21 protein-coding genes and 1 pseudogene are annotated in these 17,463 nt (G+C 60.6%); 7 read left to right on the top strand and 15 right to left on the bottom strand.

Annotation, left to right across the window (positions count from 1 at the left end; translation table 11 throughout):
• Positions 1-2 precede the first annotated feature (2 nt).
• Positions 3-185, top strand: coding sequence for a DUF1289 domain-containing protein (locus M5B42_RS02840; protein ID WP_248744967.1), 183 nt, complete (start codon positions 3-5; stop codon positions 183-185).
• On the opposite strand, the gene M5B42_RS02845 is transcribed toward M5B42_RS02840, so the two are convergent.
• Complete coding sequence (locus tag M5B42_RS02845; protein ID WP_248744968.1) at positions 182-1,024, bottom strand: oxidoreductase; 843 nt, start codon at positions 1,022-1,024, stop codon at positions 182-184. The genes M5B42_RS02840 and M5B42_RS02845 overlap by 4 nt on opposite strands.
• A gap of 252 nt (positions 1,025-1,276) precedes the next feature.
• On the opposite strand from M5B42_RS02845, the gene M5B42_RS02850 reads away from it, so the two are divergent.
• Positions 1,277-2,182, top strand: a complete 906-nt coding sequence (locus M5B42_RS02850) for an AraC family transcriptional regulator (RefSeq protein WP_218171403.1) — start codon at positions 1,277-1,279, stop codon at positions 2,180-2,182.
• Between the two features lie 215 nt (positions 2,183-2,397).
• Positions 2,398-3,711, top strand: a complete 1,314-nt coding sequence (locus M5B42_RS02855; protein WP_248744969.1) for a PAS domain-containing methyl-accepting chemotaxis protein — start codon at positions 2,398-2,400, stop codon at positions 3,709-3,711.
• A gap of 71 nt (positions 3,712-3,782) precedes the next feature.
• Here M5B42_RS02855 and M5B42_RS02860 read toward each other — a convergent pair whose 3' ends face one another.
• From M5B42_RS02860 to M5B42_RS02870, 3 genes are all read right to left on the bottom strand, one after another.
• Positions 3,783-4,196 carry a hypothetical protein gene (locus M5B42_RS02860; protein WP_248744970.1) on the bottom strand — a complete coding sequence of 138 codons (414 nt, stop codon included), beginning with the start codon at positions 4,194-4,196 and terminating at the stop codon, positions 3,783-3,785.
• Positions 4,197-4,409: 213 nt separating this feature from the next.
• A complete protein-coding gene (locus M5B42_RS02865; RefSeq protein WP_248744971.1) occupies positions 4,410-5,024 on the bottom strand; it encodes a LysE family transporter in 615 nt (204 codons plus the stop codon).
• 73 nt (positions 5,025-5,097) lie between these two features.
• On the bottom strand, positions 5,098-5,889 hold the full coding sequence (locus M5B42_RS02870) for an AraC family transcriptional regulator (protein ID WP_248744972.1): 792 nt from the start codon (positions 5,887-5,889) through the stop codon (positions 5,098-5,100).
• A 338-nt stretch (positions 5,890-6,227) separates the two neighbouring features.
• On the opposite strand from M5B42_RS02870, the gene M5B42_RS02875 reads away from it, so the two are divergent.
• Both M5B42_RS02875 and M5B42_RS02880 read left to right on the top strand, forming a co-directional pair.
• Complete coding sequence (locus M5B42_RS02875; protein ID WP_248744973.1) at positions 6,228-6,863, top strand: lytic polysaccharide monooxygenase auxiliary activity family 9 protein; 636 nt, start codon at positions 6,228-6,230, stop codon at positions 6,861-6,863.
• 106 nt (positions 6,864-6,969) lie between these two features.
• Positions 6,970-7,914: pseudogene (locus tag M5B42_RS02880) on the top strand (chitinase); the annotation flags it as partial.
• Positions 7,915-8,015: 101 nt separating this feature from the next.
• Here the strand turns inward: M5B42_RS02880 and M5B42_RS02885 are convergent.
• From M5B42_RS02885 to M5B42_RS02910, 6 genes are all read right to left on the bottom strand, one after another.
• Complete coding sequence (locus M5B42_RS02885; RefSeq protein WP_152737471.1) at positions 8,016-8,228, bottom strand: YXWGXW repeat-containing protein; 213 nt, start codon at positions 8,226-8,228, stop codon at positions 8,016-8,018.
• Between the two features lie 86 nt (positions 8,229-8,314).
• On the bottom strand, positions 8,315-8,794 hold the full coding sequence (locus tag M5B42_RS02890; RefSeq protein ID WP_103494974.1) for a periplasmic heavy metal sensor: 480 nt from the start codon (positions 8,792-8,794) through the stop codon (positions 8,315-8,317).
• Entirely contained in the window at positions 8,791-9,225 is a 435-nt protein-coding gene (locus M5B42_RS02895) for a hypothetical protein (RefSeq protein ID WP_103495013.1), read from the bottom strand. The genes M5B42_RS02890 and M5B42_RS02895 overlap by 4 nt, the downstream gene beginning before the upstream one ends.
• Complete coding sequence (locus M5B42_RS02900; protein ID WP_248744974.1) at positions 9,225-9,803, bottom strand: RNA polymerase sigma factor; 579 nt, start codon at positions 9,801-9,803, stop codon at positions 9,225-9,227. Before M5B42_RS02900 ends, M5B42_RS02895 begins: the two co-directional genes overlap by 1 nt.
• Positions 9,804-9,880: 77 nt before the next feature.
• On the bottom strand, positions 9,881-10,204 hold the full coding sequence (locus M5B42_RS02905; RefSeq protein WP_103494972.1) for a YXWGXW repeat-containing protein: 324 nt from the start codon (positions 10,202-10,204) through the stop codon (positions 9,881-9,883).
• Positions 10,205-10,603: 399 nt separating this feature from the next.
• On the bottom strand, positions 10,604-10,843 hold the full coding sequence (locus tag M5B42_RS02910; protein ID WP_248745023.1) for a hypothetical protein: 240 nt from the start codon (positions 10,841-10,843) through the stop codon (positions 10,604-10,606).
• An 83-nt stretch (positions 10,844-10,926) separates the two neighbouring features.
• Between M5B42_RS02910 and M5B42_RS02915 the strand changes: the two genes are divergently transcribed.
• A complete protein-coding gene (locus M5B42_RS02915; RefSeq protein WP_152737474.1) occupies positions 10,927-11,799 on the top strand; it encodes an undecaprenyl-diphosphate phosphatase in 873 nt (290 codons plus the stop codon).
• Between the two features lie 33 nt (positions 11,800-11,832).
• On the opposite strand, the gene M5B42_RS02920 is transcribed toward M5B42_RS02915, so the two are convergent.
• The 5 genes from M5B42_RS02920 to M5B42_RS02940 form a co-directional block, all read right to left on the bottom strand.
• A complete protein-coding gene (locus M5B42_RS02920) occupies positions 11,833-13,023 on the bottom strand; it encodes a DUF2252 family protein (protein WP_248744975.1) in 1,191 nt (396 codons plus the stop codon).
• A 334-nt stretch (positions 13,024-13,357) separates the two neighbouring features.
• Entirely contained in the window at positions 13,358-13,930 is a 573-nt protein-coding gene (locus M5B42_RS02925; protein WP_248745019.1) for a GNAT family protein, read from the bottom strand.
• 126 nt (positions 13,931-14,056) lie between these two features.
• Entirely contained in the window at positions 14,057-14,536 is a 480-nt protein-coding gene (locus tag M5B42_RS02930) for a YbaK/prolyl-tRNA synthetase associated domain-containing protein (protein WP_152737476.1), read from the bottom strand.
• A gap of 24 nt (positions 14,537-14,560) precedes the next feature.
• The gene (locus tag M5B42_RS02935; protein ID WP_248744976.1) at positions 14,561-15,325 is read right to left on the bottom strand and encodes a TSUP family transporter; all 765 of its coding nucleotides are present in this window, start codon (positions 15,323-15,325) and stop codon (positions 14,561-14,563) included.
• Positions 15,326-15,329: 4 nt separating this feature from the next.
• Positions 15,330-16,415 carry a TauD/TfdA family dioxygenase gene (locus M5B42_RS02940; protein WP_248744977.1) on the bottom strand — a complete coding sequence of 362 codons (1,086 nt, stop codon included), beginning with the start codon at positions 16,413-16,415 and terminating at the stop codon, positions 15,330-15,332.
• 111 nt (positions 16,416-16,526) lie between these two features.
• Here M5B42_RS02940 and M5B42_RS02945 point away from each other — a divergent pair, with 111 nt between their 5' ends.
• Entirely contained in the window at positions 16,527-17,456 is a 930-nt protein-coding gene (locus tag M5B42_RS02945; RefSeq protein WP_248744978.1) for a LysR family transcriptional regulator, read from the top strand.
• Positions 17,457-17,463: the final 7 nt, after the last annotated feature.

The raw sequence follows: 17,463 nt of genomic DNA on the forward strand, positions 1-17,463 counted from the left end.
TCATGGCCAAGGACATCGACAATCCCTGTATTTCCGTGTGCCAGCTCAACAGCGAGATGTGCCTGAGCTGTGGCCGCTCCAAGGAAGAGATCAAGCAGTGGAAGCGCATGAAGCGCCCGGAAAAAATGGCCACGGTGCAACGGGCGACGCTACGTCTGAAAAGCCTGCAGAAAAAGAAGCGTTAATCCGCGTCAAAGTCCGTGGAACGGGTCAGCTTCTCCCAGGCGTCGAGTTCCGCGGCATAGCTGGCGAGCTTTTCCCGAACCAGCGTGAGCGCGTCACTGCCCAGCAGCAGATGAGCCGGCGGCTGGTCGCTGGCGATCAGGCTGAGCATGGCCCTGGCCGCCTTGACGGGATCGCCCAGCTGTTTGCCGCTCTTGGCTTCGCGGGCCGTCCGGATGGGATCGAACAGGGCGTCATAGTCGGCGATGCTGCGCGGCGAACGGACCATGGAGCGGCCCGCCCAATCGGTACGAAACGATCCCGGGGCCACGGCGGTGACGGCGATATTGAATGGCTTGAGTTCCTTGCCCAACGCTTCGGATATCCCTTCCAGGGCGAATTTGCTGCCGCAGTAGTCAGTGATGCCGGGCATTGTGATGAACCCGCCCATGGAGGTGATATTGATGATATGGCCGCGACGACGCTGACGCAGATAAGGCAGCAGTGCCTTGGTCACGGCCACGGCGCCAAAGACATTGACCTCGAACTGCTGTCGTATTTCCTCGAGTGATGATTCTTCGAAGATCCCTTCGTGACCATAACCTGCGTTATTGACCAGGACATCGATCGGTCCCAGGGAGGACTCCATCTCGGCTACCGCCGCATCGATCCGGCCGAAATCGGTGACATCGAGCAGGCGCCCGAAGGCTTGGGACGGGCCCAGGGCTTCAAAGGCCTGCCTGGCCGATTCGTTGCGCACCGTACCGATCACGCGATGGCCGGCGGCAATCGCCTCCAGGGCGAGTGCTCGCCCGAAGCCGCTGCTGACGCCGGTGACAAGCAGGGTTTTGACTGACGACATGCTGATTTCTCTCATGGCAAGGGGATGGAGTCGACAACGGGATGTTCCGCTGTACGAATGCCGCAACTTTAGTCCTCGTGCGCCGCGAGGGAGAGCTCGCTTCCTCTGAATGTCTAGCCTATTCCTATGAGCGGTCTGTTATTCCGGGCCGGCCTTGAGCACAATCGACGACAGGGTCAGTGAGGGCGGGGGAATCAGGTGAACGGCGAGACGTGGGACCCCAGCGACGTGCGCAAGCGCATGATTGCGCTGATGGACAAGCTGACACCCCGGGAAGGCTACAACCTTACGGTGTTGCCGCAGGTGCGTTTCCTGCGTTCCAATCGGCCGCTGAGCCTGACCCCGGTGTTTTACCAGCCCGGTATCGTCATTGTCTGCCAGGGCAGCAAGCGCGGTTTCTTCGGCGACCAGGTCTACCTCTACGATGAACAGCACTACCTGGCCGTTTCAGTGCCGGTGCCGTTCACCATGCAAACCCAGGCCACCGAGCAGGCGCCGCTGCTCGCCATCTATCTGTACCTGGATTTCAATGTTGTCGCGGATCTGATCCTGCAAATCGACCAGCTGGGTGGCGTCGCGGCGTCCAAGCCCCAGGGCATGTTCTCGACCCCCATGGACCGGGCGATGAGCGAATCGGTCCTGCGTTTTGTCGAGGTCATGGACCGGCCTCTGGAGGCGGAGATCCTCGGCCCTTCACTGGTTCGTGAGATCTACTTTCGGGCGTTGACGGGGGAGCAGGGCGGCGCCATGCGCGCGGCACTCACCCAGCAAGGCCGGTTCGGCAAGATAGCCAGGGCCATTCGCCGGATTCACGGGGCCTTCAGCCAACCGCTGAGCGTGGAGCAATTGGCCGCTGAAGCGGGCATGAGCGTTCCTTCGTTCCATGGTCATTTCAAGTCGGTCACCCAGACTTCACCGCTGCAATACCTCAAGTCGATCCGGCTGCACCAGGCACGGCTGCTGATGGTCAGGAACGAGGTGAGCGCCGCCAGCGCTGCTTTGGAAGTGGGTTACGAAAGCGCTTCGCAATTTGGCCGTGAGTTCAAGCGGCTGTTCGGCAACAGCCCGGTTGAGGAGGTCAAGCGCATGAAGGCCAGTTTCGTGGTGCCGCCGCCGGGGTGGCCTGCCAGCGCAGGCCCGGCAATGAACCGACAATAAACCCCCGCCCGTCGCCCCGCGTGGGCCTTTCAACACGACTCCGTTACCTGAACTATGTTGTTAATAACCATGCCTGCACCTTGCGGCCTGGGGGACGAGTGGCTCTTGGCGTTCAAGCAATCTGCGGCGTCAGTTCGAGGCGACTGATGGTCTCAGTGATTGCCCAGGTACACCGATAGTCTTGGAATAACACGGCAAAAGGGATTCTTGCAGTCATGTTCAATACTCATCTGAAGAAGAGATTAGAGAGCAAAGAAGAAGAGCTTTTCAAGTTGCACCAGTTGTTCCATGGCATGACGGCGGAAATGGTTTCACTGGTGCTCGACCCGCAGTTCCGCATCATCGACTTCAATCAACGCTTTCTCGACCTGCTGGGGTATACCGCCGAGCAGGTGCGGGATCGACAGTTGGAGCAGATCGTTCCGGCCTATGTCAAAACCCTGGACTGTTACCGTAACCTCAAGGCTGCGGTGGCCAAGGGCGAGTCGGTCAGCGATAACTACCGCTTCCTGCGGGCTGATGGCAGCCTGGCCTGGTTGCAGGGCAGTTGGCAGCCGGTCCGGAACGAGAAGGGCGAGTTGTTGCATATCCGGTGTTTCGCTCGCGATGTCAGCCAGACCGTCGAGACCATGAAGGAGAACGAGGCCTTTATTCGGGCACTGCTGCGTTCCACGGCGGTGATCGAGTTCAATCTCAAGGGCGAAGTGATCACCGCCAATGACCAGTTCCTGCGGGCCATGGGCTACTCGCTGGCGCAGATCGTCGGCAAGCATCACCGTATTTTCTGTGCTCCCGAAGAAGCGGCGTCCAGTCAGTACCAGGCCTTTTGGGCGACCCTCAATCGTGGGGAGTTCGTCGCGGATCGGTTCAGGCGCATCGACAGCCAGGGGCGCGATGTCTGGCTGGAGGCCACTTATAACCCGGTCCATGATGCCCAGGGCCAACTCTACAAAGTGGTCAAGTTCGCCAGCCTGGTGACCGACCAGGTGGAGCGCGAGAAAGAGGTCAGCGAGGCGGCGGGGATTGCCTACGACATCTCCTTGCAGACCGACACGACCGCGCAGCGCGGGGCCACGGTGGTCAAGGACACGGTGATGACCATGCAGGCCATTTCCGAGGAAATGCAGTCGGCGTCGGAGGGCATCGAGGCGTTGGGCAAGCAGTCGATGTTGATTACCTCGATGGTCCAGACCATTGGCGGCATCGCTGCGCAAACCAACCTGCTTGCGCTCAATGCCGCCATCGAGGCGGCCCGGGCCGGGGAGCAGGGCCGTGGTTTCGCGGTGGTGGCCGACGAGGTCCGGCAACTGGCGGGACGCACCAGTGCCGCCACCGAGGAAATCGTCACCCTGGTTCAGCAGAACCAGAAGCTGGTGGACGAGGCGGTGCGGGACGTGTCCACCAGCCGGCACAAGGCCGAGCAGGGCGTGTCCCTGGCCAACCAGGCCGGTGAGGTGATCATCGAGATCCAGGATGGGGCCAAGCAGGTGGTGGGCGCGGTGGGGCGGTTTGCCAATCAGCTGAAGTAAGTGGCAGATTGGAATGGGATCGGGCGGCCTGGGGATTTCCTGATCCGCCCGAGTGTTCTGGTTGTCGGATGTTAAATCCGGGTTTCAAGTGCGAGCATCAGAAGCGAGTCCACCGTCGCCTTGGCCATTTCCACTGACTGCATGACAGTCAAAAGTTGATGGTGAGCTGTTTCGTGATTGCCCAGGTTGATGTTGTCGGCAGTATCTTCGGCGGTTTCAAGTATCTGCGAAACGTTAGCCAGCACGTTCAGTAGGCCGATGTCTTCGCGAATCGCCAATAGCGAGGGGATCTGAGAGTGGGCTGTTTCAAAGGGTATTGGCGGGTGTGCTTCGGCAGTACCTGAACGCAGTGTTTCATTGGCCGATGGTTCTGAATCCAGTCGTGAAAAAATGACGTTGATGCTTTGGCGAATGAAAGCTGCTTTATCTTCGCCGGTCGGATTAATCGGAAGGTAGGGCGAGTCAGGCGTAATTTTCTTCATCATTTGTGTAGCTCCTGGACGCTCCTATATCTTTATTTCGGTCTGTCAAAACCGGTCGTCGATGGGCGGCGACCCTGAAACGTTATCGACGTGGATACATTGGCTCAAGCAGAGGCTTCTTACAGGTGTGTAGGCTTTGTCGGTGAGTTGGGTGAGGGGCTTGTCAGCCTGTTGCGTAAGTAACAAAAGCCATCCGATGCCCAGGCGCCCCTCGCTTTAGAAAACCGCCCGCAACGCCAGTATCGCCAGGTAGATCAGGGCCACTCCGCACAGCCCATGGCTGAGCCGCTGCCAACCCGGTGATGCGGCTTTCCTGAGTACGTTGACCAAGGCCGCGATGACAAAGCAGCAGGCTACCGAGGCAAACATGAAGCCGGCAAAGAACATCAGGGTTTGCCCGTGGCTCGGGGTCTGGCCGACGATGCCGGAGAGGGCGCTGCCCAGCGCGCCCCAGTAGACGACATTTTTCGGGTTGGCGATGGAAATGGTCGCGCCGACCATCAGGGCGTTTGTCCCCGGCCGTTCGGTCGCGCTTTCGGCCTCGGGCAGTTGCCAGGCATCCTTCAGGCTGCGGATACCCAGCCACGCCAGATAGGCCGCGCAAGCGCTTGTGAGCGGAATCCGTACCTGCTCGTGTTCCAGCAGCAGCGAAAGCCCCGTCAGCCCGATCACCGCCCAGAGCGCGTCCCCCACCAACGAGCCGATTTGCACCAGCAGCGCTGGCTTGAAACCATGAAGCAAGCCGCGGCGCAAGGTTTCCGCCAGGACAGCCCCCGGCGACAGGCAGAACACCACGCCGAAGATCAGCGCGGAGAAGAAGATCGTGAGCATGCAGGCCTCCAATAACCGTTTGGCGGCATTGTCGACGCAGACCTGAAAACGATCTTGTACCGGATTGCGCTTTTCAGCGTTTCACGGCGCTTTGATAACGGCCGGGTGTCAATCCATAGGCCGCCTTGAAATGCCGGTTCAGATGGCTCTGGTCGGTAAACCCCAGGGTGTAGGCAATGTCGCCAGGCGCTGCGCCTTTGCGCAACAGCCCCTGGGCGCGTCGGGTTCGCAGTTGCATGGCCCACTGTCGCGGGCTGAGTCCGGTTTCGCGCTGGAAGGCTCGCAGGAGATGGAATTTCGACAGGCTGAACTCGTCGCTCAACTCTTCCAGGCTTTGCGGTGCCTGCAAGCGCTCGGCGATGATTTCCTGGGCCCGGTTCACCAAGCCGCGTCCCACTGAGGTGGTGCCCGGCAGGCACAGCCCGCTCAGTGCCACGATCTCGCCCAGCAGCACGACCAGCGTCTCCTCGGCGATGGCCCGGAGCAATGGGTCCGGCAGCAACGACTGTTCCACCGCATGGGCAAACTTTTCCGCGAGCTGCGGCTGGTAGCAGAGCGCCCGACCAAACTCCAGATGGTTCAGCCCCAGGTCCGTCGCCAGTTGCCCGGCACTGACGTAGAGGCTTACGAAACGCCAGGGTGTACCGGGCGCAGCGCCTCCACCCTGGATCTGGCCGGGATTGTAGAGGGTGATATTGCCCGCGCCGGCGCCGAAAGTCCGCCGGTCAAGCCAGACCTTTTCCTCGCCCAGCAGATTGACCCCGATCACGCACTCATCGTGGCTGTGCCTGGCGAAGTTCAGGCCGGTGCAGGCGGTGCTGGAAATCTCGTACTTGTCCAACCAGGCATAACGTATGGAGTTCAAAGGGAGGGCCCGCCATTGCACTGTGGCGCTCAGGATACCCAGCCTTTGGGGTGTGATCCATGGGGGTTTAAAAATATCTTGTTACGTTTTATGAGTGTTTGTGGGTAATTTTTTCATGAGCGGTATGACCAGAGTTTATTGCGAGTAGGGCATGTAATCTATTCGCTGTGTTGTGCGTAAGTATTGTCGTTTATTTTTTAAAAAACTCAATTTATTCATAGGGTTATAGATTAGCGATTAAGTTCATTGTTTCAGCGTTAGATGGACATTCTTGTTGTTTGAGCTAGGTTGAAAGTTCTCCCTGAGTTGGAGAGATTTCTTTCAAAGGAGTGAGAAAAATGAACAAGCCTTTATCTAAACCCGAACTTAAACATGGCCGTGTCGTTTCGCCGTCCAGCCGTGGATCGGTGGCCGTGGAACTGGGGTTGCTCGGTACCTGGCAGGTCAATGAAATGGAAGGCGGGAAGAATTTTCCGGCGCTCACCGCCGGGCCTTTCCCCCAGCCGTTTGAAACCGATGACCAGAGCGTCGCCCCACCCGCTGACGGTTACATCCTCAGTGGCGGGAAAAATGATGCCCGTGACTGCATCAACTTCACCGACGAGGAATTGAGCAAGAAGCTCAATCGCCCTTATGCCTGGCCACTGCTGAACGTCAACCCTGGGCAGGCCTTCCAGGTGCAGTGGGAATACACCGCCGCCCACGTCACCCGGGGCTATCGCTGGTTTATCACCAAGGACGGCTGGGACCCGAAACAACGCATCAGCCGTGGGCAACTGGAAGCCAAGCCGTTTTACGAGGACTTCTACACCCAGGTGCCTTACTACCAGCACAGCGATGAGTTGAAGGCCAAGGTGGAGCACGAGGTGAAACTGCCGGCGGGCAAGAAAGGCCATCACGTCATCGTCCTGTTGTGGATCGTCGCCAATACCGGCAACGCCTTCTACCAGGCGTTTGACGTGGACTTCAAATGACCTTGCCTCTGGGCAATCGATCTCATGTAAATTTCTAAAGGACTGGAATGTGACCACAATCGACTTCTCACTGCTCAAATCCAAGGCCAGCGATGCGGCGTTGGCGATGCCGAGCCTTGCCGGCAAGAAAATCCTCATGGGCTTCTGGCACAACTGGGCCGCGGGGCCGAACGATGGCTACCAGGGCGGCAAGTTCGCCAACCTGGCGCTGACGGATGTGCCCACGGAGTACAACGTGGTGGCCGTGGCCTTTATGAAAGGCAACGGCATCCCGACGTTCAAGCCGTATAACCTGTCTGACGCCGAGTTCCGCCGCCAGGTCGGTGTCCTCAACGGTCAGGGCCGTGCCGTGCTGATTTCACTGGGCGGTGCCGATGCCCATATCGAACTGCACAAGGGCTCCGAGCAGCCACTGGCCAACGAAATCATCCGCCTGGTGGAAACCTATGGTTTCGATGGGCTGGATATCGACCTGGAACAGAGTGCCATCGACTATGCCGACAACAAGGCGGTGTTGCCCGCGGCCCTGAAACTGGTGCGCAACCACTACAAGGCCGAGGGCAAGCACTTCATTATCAGCATGGCCCCCGAGTTCCCCTATCTCACCACCAACGGCAAGTACATCGATTACATCACCGCCCTCGACGGCTACTACGACTTTATCGCGCCGCAGTATTACAACCAGGGCGGCGATGGCGTCTGGGTGCCGGAAGCCAACGGTGGCAGCGGAGCCTGGATCGCGCAGAACAACGATGCGATGAAGGAGGATTTCCTCTACTACCTGACCGATAGCCTGGTCACGGGAACGCGGGGCTTTACCAAGATTGCGCCGGACAAGTTCGTCATTGGCTTGCCGACCAATAACGATGCGGCTGCCACGGGTTATGTGATCGATCCGGCGGCGGTGGTCAATGCCTTCAAGCGACTGGATGCCGCCGGTCATTCGATCAAGGGGTTGATGACCTGGTCCATCAACTGGGACCAGGGGCTCAGCCGGCAGCAGGTGCCTTACAACTGGGAATTCCGCAATCGCTACGCGCCGCTGATTCATGGCGCGCTGGCGGCGGCTGAAGTGCCAGCGGGCAAGCGGCAGGCCTAAGCAGAAAAACGAAACCCGGCGCTTGCGCCGGGTTTTGTCTTATCGCTGTTCCACTACTGGTAGCGCCAATGCCCAGGCACCCAGAGCCACTGATTATGCCCCCAGCGATAGTGCCCGGCGACCCAGTGATAACCCGGTCCGGGCATGACCGGTACGACTTCGACAATGGGCGGTGGTCGACGCGGATGCACCGGCTCGACAATACAGCCAGCCAGTGACGCGGCCATCAGGGTGGCAATCAGCGCGGTCTTGAATATTCGCAGCATTGCGTGACTCCTTGCAGAGCATTTGTCGTTGCCTGGTGGGCGGGCTTGTAAGGGTTAAACGTCACAACAGGGAAAATCCGTCGCCCTCACAGCTTTTTTTGCATCGACTTGCCTTTGGCTTGCGTGCGGAAATACAGGGAGTCGACCAGTTTGCGACGTTCCTCCTGGGGCAGGGTCTCGGCGAATTCCGCCAGGGTGTTGTCCACCAGCGCCCTGAGCGCGACATCCGCCTCACGGGCTTTGCCCAGATCCGCCAGCAAGGCCGGCCGATCCAGTGTCGGCGCCTCAAGCTGCTTGATCACATCCTGACGCGCCTGGCGGCCTGCCATGATCAGCGGCTGGCTGTCGGCTCGATTGCGGCGTAGCAGTTGGCGCAACTCATGCTGTCGCGCCTCCGGCAACTGCACCATGGCCTGGCGCAAGCCGTGCTGGTTGACGGCGGCCATGGCCGGTTTCGCATTGACCAACCAGTGGTAGACGCCACCACCGATGCCACAGATCAGGAAGACATTGAGCATCAACGACATCAGGAGGAAGTTCTTGATGGTCTTGGACGGTTGACTCATTGCTCGCTTTCCTCGGCGTTTACGGTGAAGACGATATCGGCATCGCCCTGGTCGAAGACACTCGGCAGCGCTTCGGATGCAGTGGACAATGGCAGGCTCAGCGAGACCACCAGGATACCGGTGGCAATCCCCGCCAGGCCCACGCCGACGAAGCCGACACTGGACAGCCAGTCGGCATAACGGCTCCAGAACGACACCGGCTTGGTCATGACTGCTGAAGCGGCGATACGCCGGGCCAGGGCCGGGTCGGGAGGCGCCAGTTGATAGCTGTCGAGTAGGCTGTCGAGTTGCCGGGCCTGTTGCAGCACCTGGAGCAACGCGGCATCGCCACGCTCAAGCAACCCCAGGGCGGCGCCGCGTTCGGCGGCCGGCCAGCGTTGCAGGTCCGCGCCGTAGGCGTCGGCCAGGTAAGCAAATCGTTCGGGCGTCATCATCTTCCCCTTCCTAGGCTATCTGGGCCGTGCGTTTCGGCGAGGTAGCTGCGCAGGTTGCGCCTGGCCCGCGAGAGCAGGCTTTCCAGTGCATCGACGCTGATATTCATCAGCGCCGCCGCTTCGATGTTCGACAGCTCCTGGTAGTACTGCAACACGATGGCTTCGCGCTGACGATCAGGCAACGCGGCCAGGGCCGCGGCCATCTGTTCACTGCGCGCCGTCGCCTCCAGCTGTTCATCGGGGCGGGGCGCGCTGTCGACCAATTCAATGCCGGACTCGTCGTCCTCCAACGGGCGCTCCTTGCGCTTGCGCAGGCGGTCGTGACAGAGGTTCAGCACCACCCGGTGCAGCCAGGTGTCGAAACGCGCCTCGCCACTGCGCCAGTTCGCCGCCTGTCTCCAGATGCGCAGAAAGCTTTCTTGCGCCACATCCTTGGCCTCATCGGCATCGCCCAGTATCCGGCTGGCAAGGGCGAGCAAACGGGGCAGCTTGCGCGACACCATCTCGTTGACGGCGGCCGGCTCCTTGTTGCCAATACGGGCCAGCAGCTCAACGTCCGGATCAATCTCTTTCAATCGGGCAAGTCTCGGTCCGGTGATGGGTTCGGGTATGACAAGGCCGGACGGCGCAGTAGCGTCGTCCGGCCCGCAGGTCAGCGGATCCAGTGTCCTTCGACCCAGCGCCAGTTAGGTCCACGGGGTTCCCAGTGGCCCGGTTCCCAGCGCGCATTGCGCATCACGGGCTGCCAGTGGCCAGGGAACCAGACGTAACCCCGACCTTCCCAGCGCCAGTGCCCACGGTCCCAGACGTAGCCGGGGCGCCCCATGGGCTCGGCCTCGACGCGCATCGGTGGTGGCGCTTCACGAATGATGACTTCGGTCTGAGCAAAGCTCGGCGTACTGGTCAGCGCGGCGAACGCCAGCGGGATCAGCAGGAGGGCATGGCGCAATTTGGCCAGGGGTCGTGTAGGTTTCATGACAACTCCTTCAGGCTGCGTACGAAAGTGAACGCTGCTGATGAGTTGAACGATAGGTGCCGGGAAAATCCGTCGCGAGAAAAAATCATTTTTTTATCGATACATTCCGAGGGGGCGAGGGCAGTATTGCGTAGGGAAGGCGGGCACTTGATGAAATTGTTCGAGGGCAGCGACGGATTGGTCATCGTCATCACGTTCAACCGGTAACCGTAGCAATCGGCAGGTGCCTTGACCCTGTGGGTTGAGCGGCTTTACCTATTGAACCTCCTGAGGAAACCACCATGTCACGTCGCCTTTCACTGTTGGGTGCAGCTGTGTTGCTGCTGAGTCTGAGCGGTTGTGTGATCTTGCCGGGTCATCGGGATCATTGCTGCTGGCGATACGGGTATGTGGCGCCGGTCACCGCGCCCACGGCGGCGACCGTTTAAGCAGCGGCGCCTCGAACACACCACAGACCCCGTAGGAGCCGGCTTGCCGGCGATTCAGGTGACGCGGTTTGACCGGAGACCGCGTCGATACCATCGCCAGCAAGCTGGCTTCTACGGGGTGCTCTGTTGGCTTGTCATAAAATGAAGTAATTCCCAGCTTGCGTTTTAGGTTTTGCTGAGACTGGAAAATCATAAAAAACAGGGCCATCATTCCCGCAGCTGTCTAAGCTTCACAGGTCTGCGCCGCGCTTCTTGGAGAGCGGTGGGAAATTAGCCTTATTCCGGGAAATTATTTTGTCTAACGTCTGCTCCAGCGGCCTCGATATTGGCTTCGCTTCGCTGAATTATCTGCAAATCGGCATCCTGGGTATCATCCAGGGCATCACGGAATTGCTCCCTATCTCCTCCACGGCGCATATGCGCATCGTGCCGGCGGTGCTCGGTTGGCAGGATCCGGGCTCGGCTTTTTCGGCCGCGATGCAATTGGCCGCGCTGGCGGCAGTGGTCAGTTATTTCTGGCGTGATGTGCGCGATGTGGTCGGTGGCAGTATCGGCGCCGTGCGCCAGGGCGACTACAACAGCCCGTGGTTCAAGCTGGCGGTGGCGATCATCCTGGCGACCATCCCCATCGGGATCGCCGGCCTGGCCTTGTCGTCGACACTCAATGCCTGCGACTCGCCCCTGCGCGGGCTGACAGTGATCGGTATTTCCTGCCTGGTGATGGCGGTGTTGATGGCTGTGTCCGAGTTCAGTGCCCGCCATCAGCGGGTGGTGGGCCAGATGCGCCTGCGGGATGCGCTGATCGTCGGTATCGCCCAGGTCGGCGCCCTGATCCCGGGTGTTTCCCGTTCCGGCTCGACACTGACCGCGGCCCTGTTCCTCAACTTCAAGCGTGAAGAGGCCGCGCGGTTCTCCTTCCTGCTGGGCTTGCCGGCGATTGCGCTGGCCGGGCTCAAGGAGTTGCTGACGTTGCACCATGCGCAGATCCCGGCGGAGGCCTGGAGCCATCTGCTGTTCGGCTTGGTGGTCGCCAGTGTCTCGGCGTTCTGCGCGATCTGGGGCCTGATGCGCTTCCTGGAACGCTTCTCCACCTGGCCGTTCGTGATCTATCGCGCGGCGCTGGGGATTTTCCTCCTCGTCGGCGTCAGCACCGGCTTTCTGTCGTAATCGACCCTCCCGAGCGTAGCCTGCGGGCTACGCTCATTTCGCCGTGCCCAGCGCATAGCGTCGGCAATGTTCCAGATACCCCTGCTCATGGCTGCCCACCAATTGCACGACGCTGGTCCATAACCAGGACGGCGCATCGAGGGTTTTCGAGCGATTGAGTTGCAGCTCCGCCCGCCAGCTTTTGCGCGTCGCCTCATCCATCTGCCGGGCATGGGCGATACCGATCACCCGGGCCAGATAACCCGCTGCGTGCATGGCGTCGGTTTCATTGAGGGTGTCCAGTTCGAGCTTGAGGTCCTGGGGCAGCAGCTCACGAATGAACATCCCATGGTCGAGAAAACGGGTGGCGATCATCCGCTCGCCCAGACCGGGTGAAAGGTGGCGTGCTCCCTCGACCACCCGCCGCGCATTGTCCCGTGGCATCTGCACGTGGGCACCACGGGGGGCCGCGGCCGCAACGGCCTCCTTGACGTCGATCAGGCAATAATCCTGCTCGTCATGCCCGCCGACACCCAGCAGCACGGCGTAGCGCAGCAGCCCCAGCGAACTGCAACCCTTGACCCAATAGGCACAGTCGAGCAGTTCGACACTGGCATCATTGGGACGCCCCTTGAGCGAGGTCACCAGCGTCTGGATCTCTTCGCCGGCACACAAGGCCTCGATCTCGGCTTTTTCGTTGCGGGACATCGGCCAGAAATGCCGGCCCATCGGCAGCGTCAGCTTGGTGTTCTCCATGCGCTCACGGGCCAGGTTTTTCCAGGTACGCTTGACCGCGTCCCGCAGGCCGGCCTTGACCTGTGACGGGCGTTCGGGCGTATGGTCGGTCTCGTCCAGCAGGGCCTGTTCGTAGCCCACCATCATTTCTTCGAGCATGCGCGCGGTGGTCACGCCGGGCAGGTCCGAACCGCGCGCGGCGGTCGCCAGGGACAGGGCCAGGCGCACCAGGTCGTGGGCGGGATTGCCGATCACCGTCTGGTCCAGGTCGCGGATATGGATATCGATACCACCACGACGGTCACCCGTGGGGCCCAGGTTGCCGGCGTGGCAATCGCCGCAGATCCACACGTTGGGGCCATGGGGCAAGCGTCTGCCGCGCTGGCTGTGCAACCACTCATAGAACTGGACCGTACTGCCACGGACATAGGCGTGGGCCGAGCGGGCCATTTTTTCGTTACGCAGGTTGGAGAGCAGGGTGGTGCGGTCGGCAGGGCGAGGTGGTTTCAAGGGCGGGCTCTTCGTGCTGGTGAGAAGGCGATACTCATTTCGTATAAAGCCTAGACCGCTGCGTTGAGGCGTTCGATCCCTGCCCCGATGATTTTCCTCGTTTTTCAGGCAAAAAAAGGCCCGCAAAGAGCGCGGGCCAATAAGAGGTTTCACCAAAGAAGCAGGTAGAAATATAAACAGCCCGGGCCTTGTTCACAGTGAAAGAAGTTTTATTCGTTAAAGAATAAAATCTAATATTTTCAATGGGTTGTATGTGAATAACGGGCTGTTTTTTCGGCCGCCCCTGAAAATTTTTTCATTATCGTCCCGGGCTCCGTGGAAGGCCGCGAAAGGGCTATCGATGCAGGTTTTTTTCCAGCCCCAGGCGAACATCGGGCCACTCTTCGTCAATGATGCTAAAGCGTACGGAATTGCGCTTGCGTCCGTCCGGCATGATCCGTTCATTACGTACGATGCCTTCCTGCTTGGCGCCCAGGCGCAGGATTGCCGCGCGGGATTTTTCGTTGATCTCGTCGGTGGTGAACTGCACGCGCACGCAATCGAGCACCTCGAAGGCGTGGCGCAGCATCAGGTACTTGGCCTCGGTATTGACGAAGCTTCTCTGCCAGCGGGTCGAGATCCAGGAACTGCCGATTTCCAGCTTGCGGTACTGGCGATCGATCTTCCAGAAGCGCGTCGAGCCGATCACTTCGCCGGTGGCCTTGATCACGATGACAAAGGGCATCACGGTCCCGGCTTCCCGACCCGTGAGGGCTTTGTGCAGGTAGGACTCGACGGTGTCAGGCCCTGGTATGACGGTAAAGGGCAGGTTCCACAGTTCGCCGTCCCGGGCGGCCGCCACCAGGGCGTCGGCGTCGTCGGCCTGGAGTGGGCGCAGCAGCAAGCGCTCGCCTTCAAGGGATTGCAGCAATTGCAGGTTTTTCACGGGGCAGGCGCTCGCGGTGCGGGTTTCAGCGAGCATTACAAGGTAGCCGGGATCGGGTTTGCAAGGGCCATTGCGGGTTAAAACGGGCAGACCAATGCCGCCGTGGGCTCAGGCTTGGCTCACATCGAGCAACTGCGGCTGGGCAATCGCCAGGTAGTCTTGCGTATCGAGCACCATCGAGGCATCCAGGCGGCCGGCATTAAAGGCGATCTCGCCGTAGCGGGTGGTCAGGGCCGGATCGACGATCAATTGAATCCGCTCATCGAAGACGAAAGGCGGAATGGCACCGATCCGGCAGCCGGTCAGTTCCATGGCGGTTTCGGCTTTCACCAGTTCAGCTTTTTTTCCGCCCAGGGCCGCCCCGACTTTCTTCATATCGAGCTTCTGGTCCCCCGGCAATATCACCAGGGCATAGGGCTCGGCCTGGCCCTTCAGCGAGCAGAGCATGGCCTTGGCACCCTGGCCCGGCTCGGTGCCACGGATTTCGGCGACCCGCGCCGACTGGCCCTCGGCATCGTGCATCAACACCCGGTAGGAGGCGGCGCGGGCATCGAGTAGCGCCACCAGGCGATCGAACATCGGATACATGGAGTTTTCCTCGGGTTTACAGGATCAGGTTTGCAGAATCAGGTCGTAGGACAGTTTGCTGATCAGGATCACCAGCAACACCAGGAACAGCGCCCGGACAAAGGGTACGCCTTTATGCACCGCCAGCCAGGTGCCGGTCAGCGCACCGAGGATGTTGAAGACGGCCATGGGGATGGCGATCAGGTAGAGCACGTTGCCGGTTGGAATGAAGAAGATCAGCGCCGCGACGTTGGTCGCGATGTTCACCAGCTTGGCCGACGCCGAGGCGTGCAGGAAGTCGAAGGCGAAACAACGGATAAACAGGAAGATCAGGAAACTGCCGGTCCCGGGGCCGAACAACCCGTCGTAGAAGCCGATGGCCCCGCCGATAACGATCGCCAGCAGCTTTTCCTTGGTGCCGATGCGCATGGGCTTGTGCAGGGCGCCGAAGTCCTTTTTCCAGAAGGTGTAGATGGCCATCAGCACGATCAATACCAGCACCGCCGGGCGAATCACCGACTGGGGCACGGCCGACACCGTGGCCGCGCCAAAGAAGGCCATGACAAAGGCCGCGCCGGCGGCGGGGACCACCAGGCTCCAGTCGATCACCACCTTGCGTACGAAGGACCGGGCCGCAAATGTGGTGCCGCAAGCGGCCGCGACCTTGTTGGTGCCCAGCAGCGCTGCCGGTGATGCCGTGGGCAGCACGTTGAACAGCGCGGGTATCTGGATCAGTCCGCCGCCGCCCACCGCTGCATCGATCAGGCCGGCGGCGAAGGCGAACACGCAAAGGATGACAATATCGACCATGAAATCAGGCTCTGACGATGAAAGGTTGGTGAGGGTCCAGCGGCACCACGCGCGCCGGATCGTTGACCCCGAAGACGCGCAGCATCCAGCGATCGCGGCCGTCGTAGCGGGGGGCGAAACCGTCCCGGGCATGCAGGGTTTGCTGGTTCTTGAAGATCAGCATGTCCCCCGGCTGCAGCAGAATCTGGTGCATGACATCGGGATGGTTGGCGGCCGCGGCGAACAGTTGCAGGGCAAACTGCGCGTTGGCGCAGGTTGCCGCGACGCTGGCCTTGTTGTAGCGGCAATACAGGTCACCGTTGGCATTTCTGTACAGCAGGGGGACGTTTTCCAGCACATTACCCTGTTTGCCGAAGGAGGCCGGTCGGCGGATGGCGAAGTGCGGCCGCGATAATTCTTCTTCGACCGAGGCCGGCAGCATGGCCAACACGTCGGCAATGGCGACGATGCGCGTCGGCACGTCGAGCTCGCAGCGCAGGCCGGTCAGGGACAGGTACTCCGGGCAGGCCGACAGGTGTGCGACGGGTTCGCAGGTCAGCGGCAGGTGCGGGTTGTCGACATGCATGCCCAGGTCCATGCGCGAGCCATAGGAGCTTTTTTCACTTTCGCGCTGCTGCTTGGGTGAAACATGACGGAATACCGTGTCGTCGCTTTCACCTTCGTAGGCCACCGGACGGGTTTGCAGGGTCTGCAGTACGGACAGGATCGCCCCGGCCAACACCGGCAGGTTCTCGATGCCCGGCTCCATGTCGTAAGGGGTCGGCGGTAGCTGCAGGTCCACCGGCAGCCCCCGGACGATCATCGCCACCTCACGGCTCTTGGGGAAGTCGCGCAACTGCTGGATTTTCTCGGCGCACAGGGTGCTCTCCAGCAACTGGCCCAGGGCCGGCATGCGGTTGATGCCCGAAGCGCTGTCGGCCACGGCCAGTGTCGCCAGGCCGGCGTGCAGGCTACGCTGCTCTTCGAACGATACATGAATCTGCGCTATCCCCTGTCGGGTTGAGGTCGCGGACTTTTTCCCCAACCATTCGCGAATTTCTTCACCGATCAGCGCCGCGGATTTCCCGACTATTTCATCCAGCTTTGACACGTCCGTTTGCTCCTGTTTGCCTACGTCCCTGTGGGTTGAACGGGAAGGCTAACGGAAGGGCCTTTTTTGTGTTGCAATGCCGCATTGTGAAAAGTGCAATGAGGTGGGGAAATGGCCCTGGATATGTTGGGGGAGCTGGAAGCCTTCGCGACGGTGGCACGCAAGCGTAGCTTCGTTGCCGCGGCCCGTACCCTGGGGCGCTCGCCTAGCTCGTTGACCCGTGCTGTGCAGGCTTTGGAGGAAAGTGCCGGGGTCAAGCTGTTCAATCGTTCGTCGAATGCCGTGAGTCTGACCGAGGCGGGTGAACGTTTCCTACCTCACGCTTACAAAATGCTGGATCTGCAACGTGAGGCGGATGAAGACCTGGCCGGTCTCAGCGGCCTGGCCCACGGCTGGATTCGGTTTTCCGCCCCCGAATTTCTCGGGCACGGGGTCTTGCCCCGGCTGATCGCGCAGTACTGCGAGCATTATCCGGACGTGAACGTCGATGTGATTTTCACCGATGAGACCATCGACCCGGCCAAGAGCAAGCTGGACTTCTCGATTCGCGGTGCGTTTCCGCAATCCAGTGACCTGATCGGCTTTCCGCTGTGGAGTTATTCACGTTACCTGTACGCCAGCCCCGGGTATCTGGAGCGACGCGGGATGCCGGATTCCATCGAGGCGCTGGAGGCCCATTCGCTGATCCTGCATACCGCGCCGCGGATCCTCAAGGAGTGGAATTTTCGCAGTGATGAGCAGGCCATCAGCTTTCGGGTGCACCCGAAGTTTCGTTTCAGCTCCGGTGCCGCGGTGTTCCACGCGGCCCTGGCGGGTGTCGGCATTGCCCGCCTGGCGGACTGGCTGGCGGAGCCGGAAGTGGAGGCGGGGCGCCTGGTCCGGGTCTGCCCCGAATACAAGCTCACCTCCAGCAGTGGCGAGAGTCCGCAGATGCACGCGGTGTATCCGGCGGGGAGTCTGCCGCTACGGGTGAAGTCGCTGCTGGAGGTGATTCGCGGCTTTGGCGAAAGCCTGGATCGCAAGCATTCACTGACGTTCTAGGCGGCCG

Origin of the sequence: Pseudomonas sp. MWU12-2037, assembly GCF_023242345.1 — a bacterium.
GTDB classification, from domain to species: Bacteria; Pseudomonadota; Gammaproteobacteria; order Pseudomonadales; family Pseudomonadaceae; genus Aquipseudomonas; species Aquipseudomonas gingeri_D.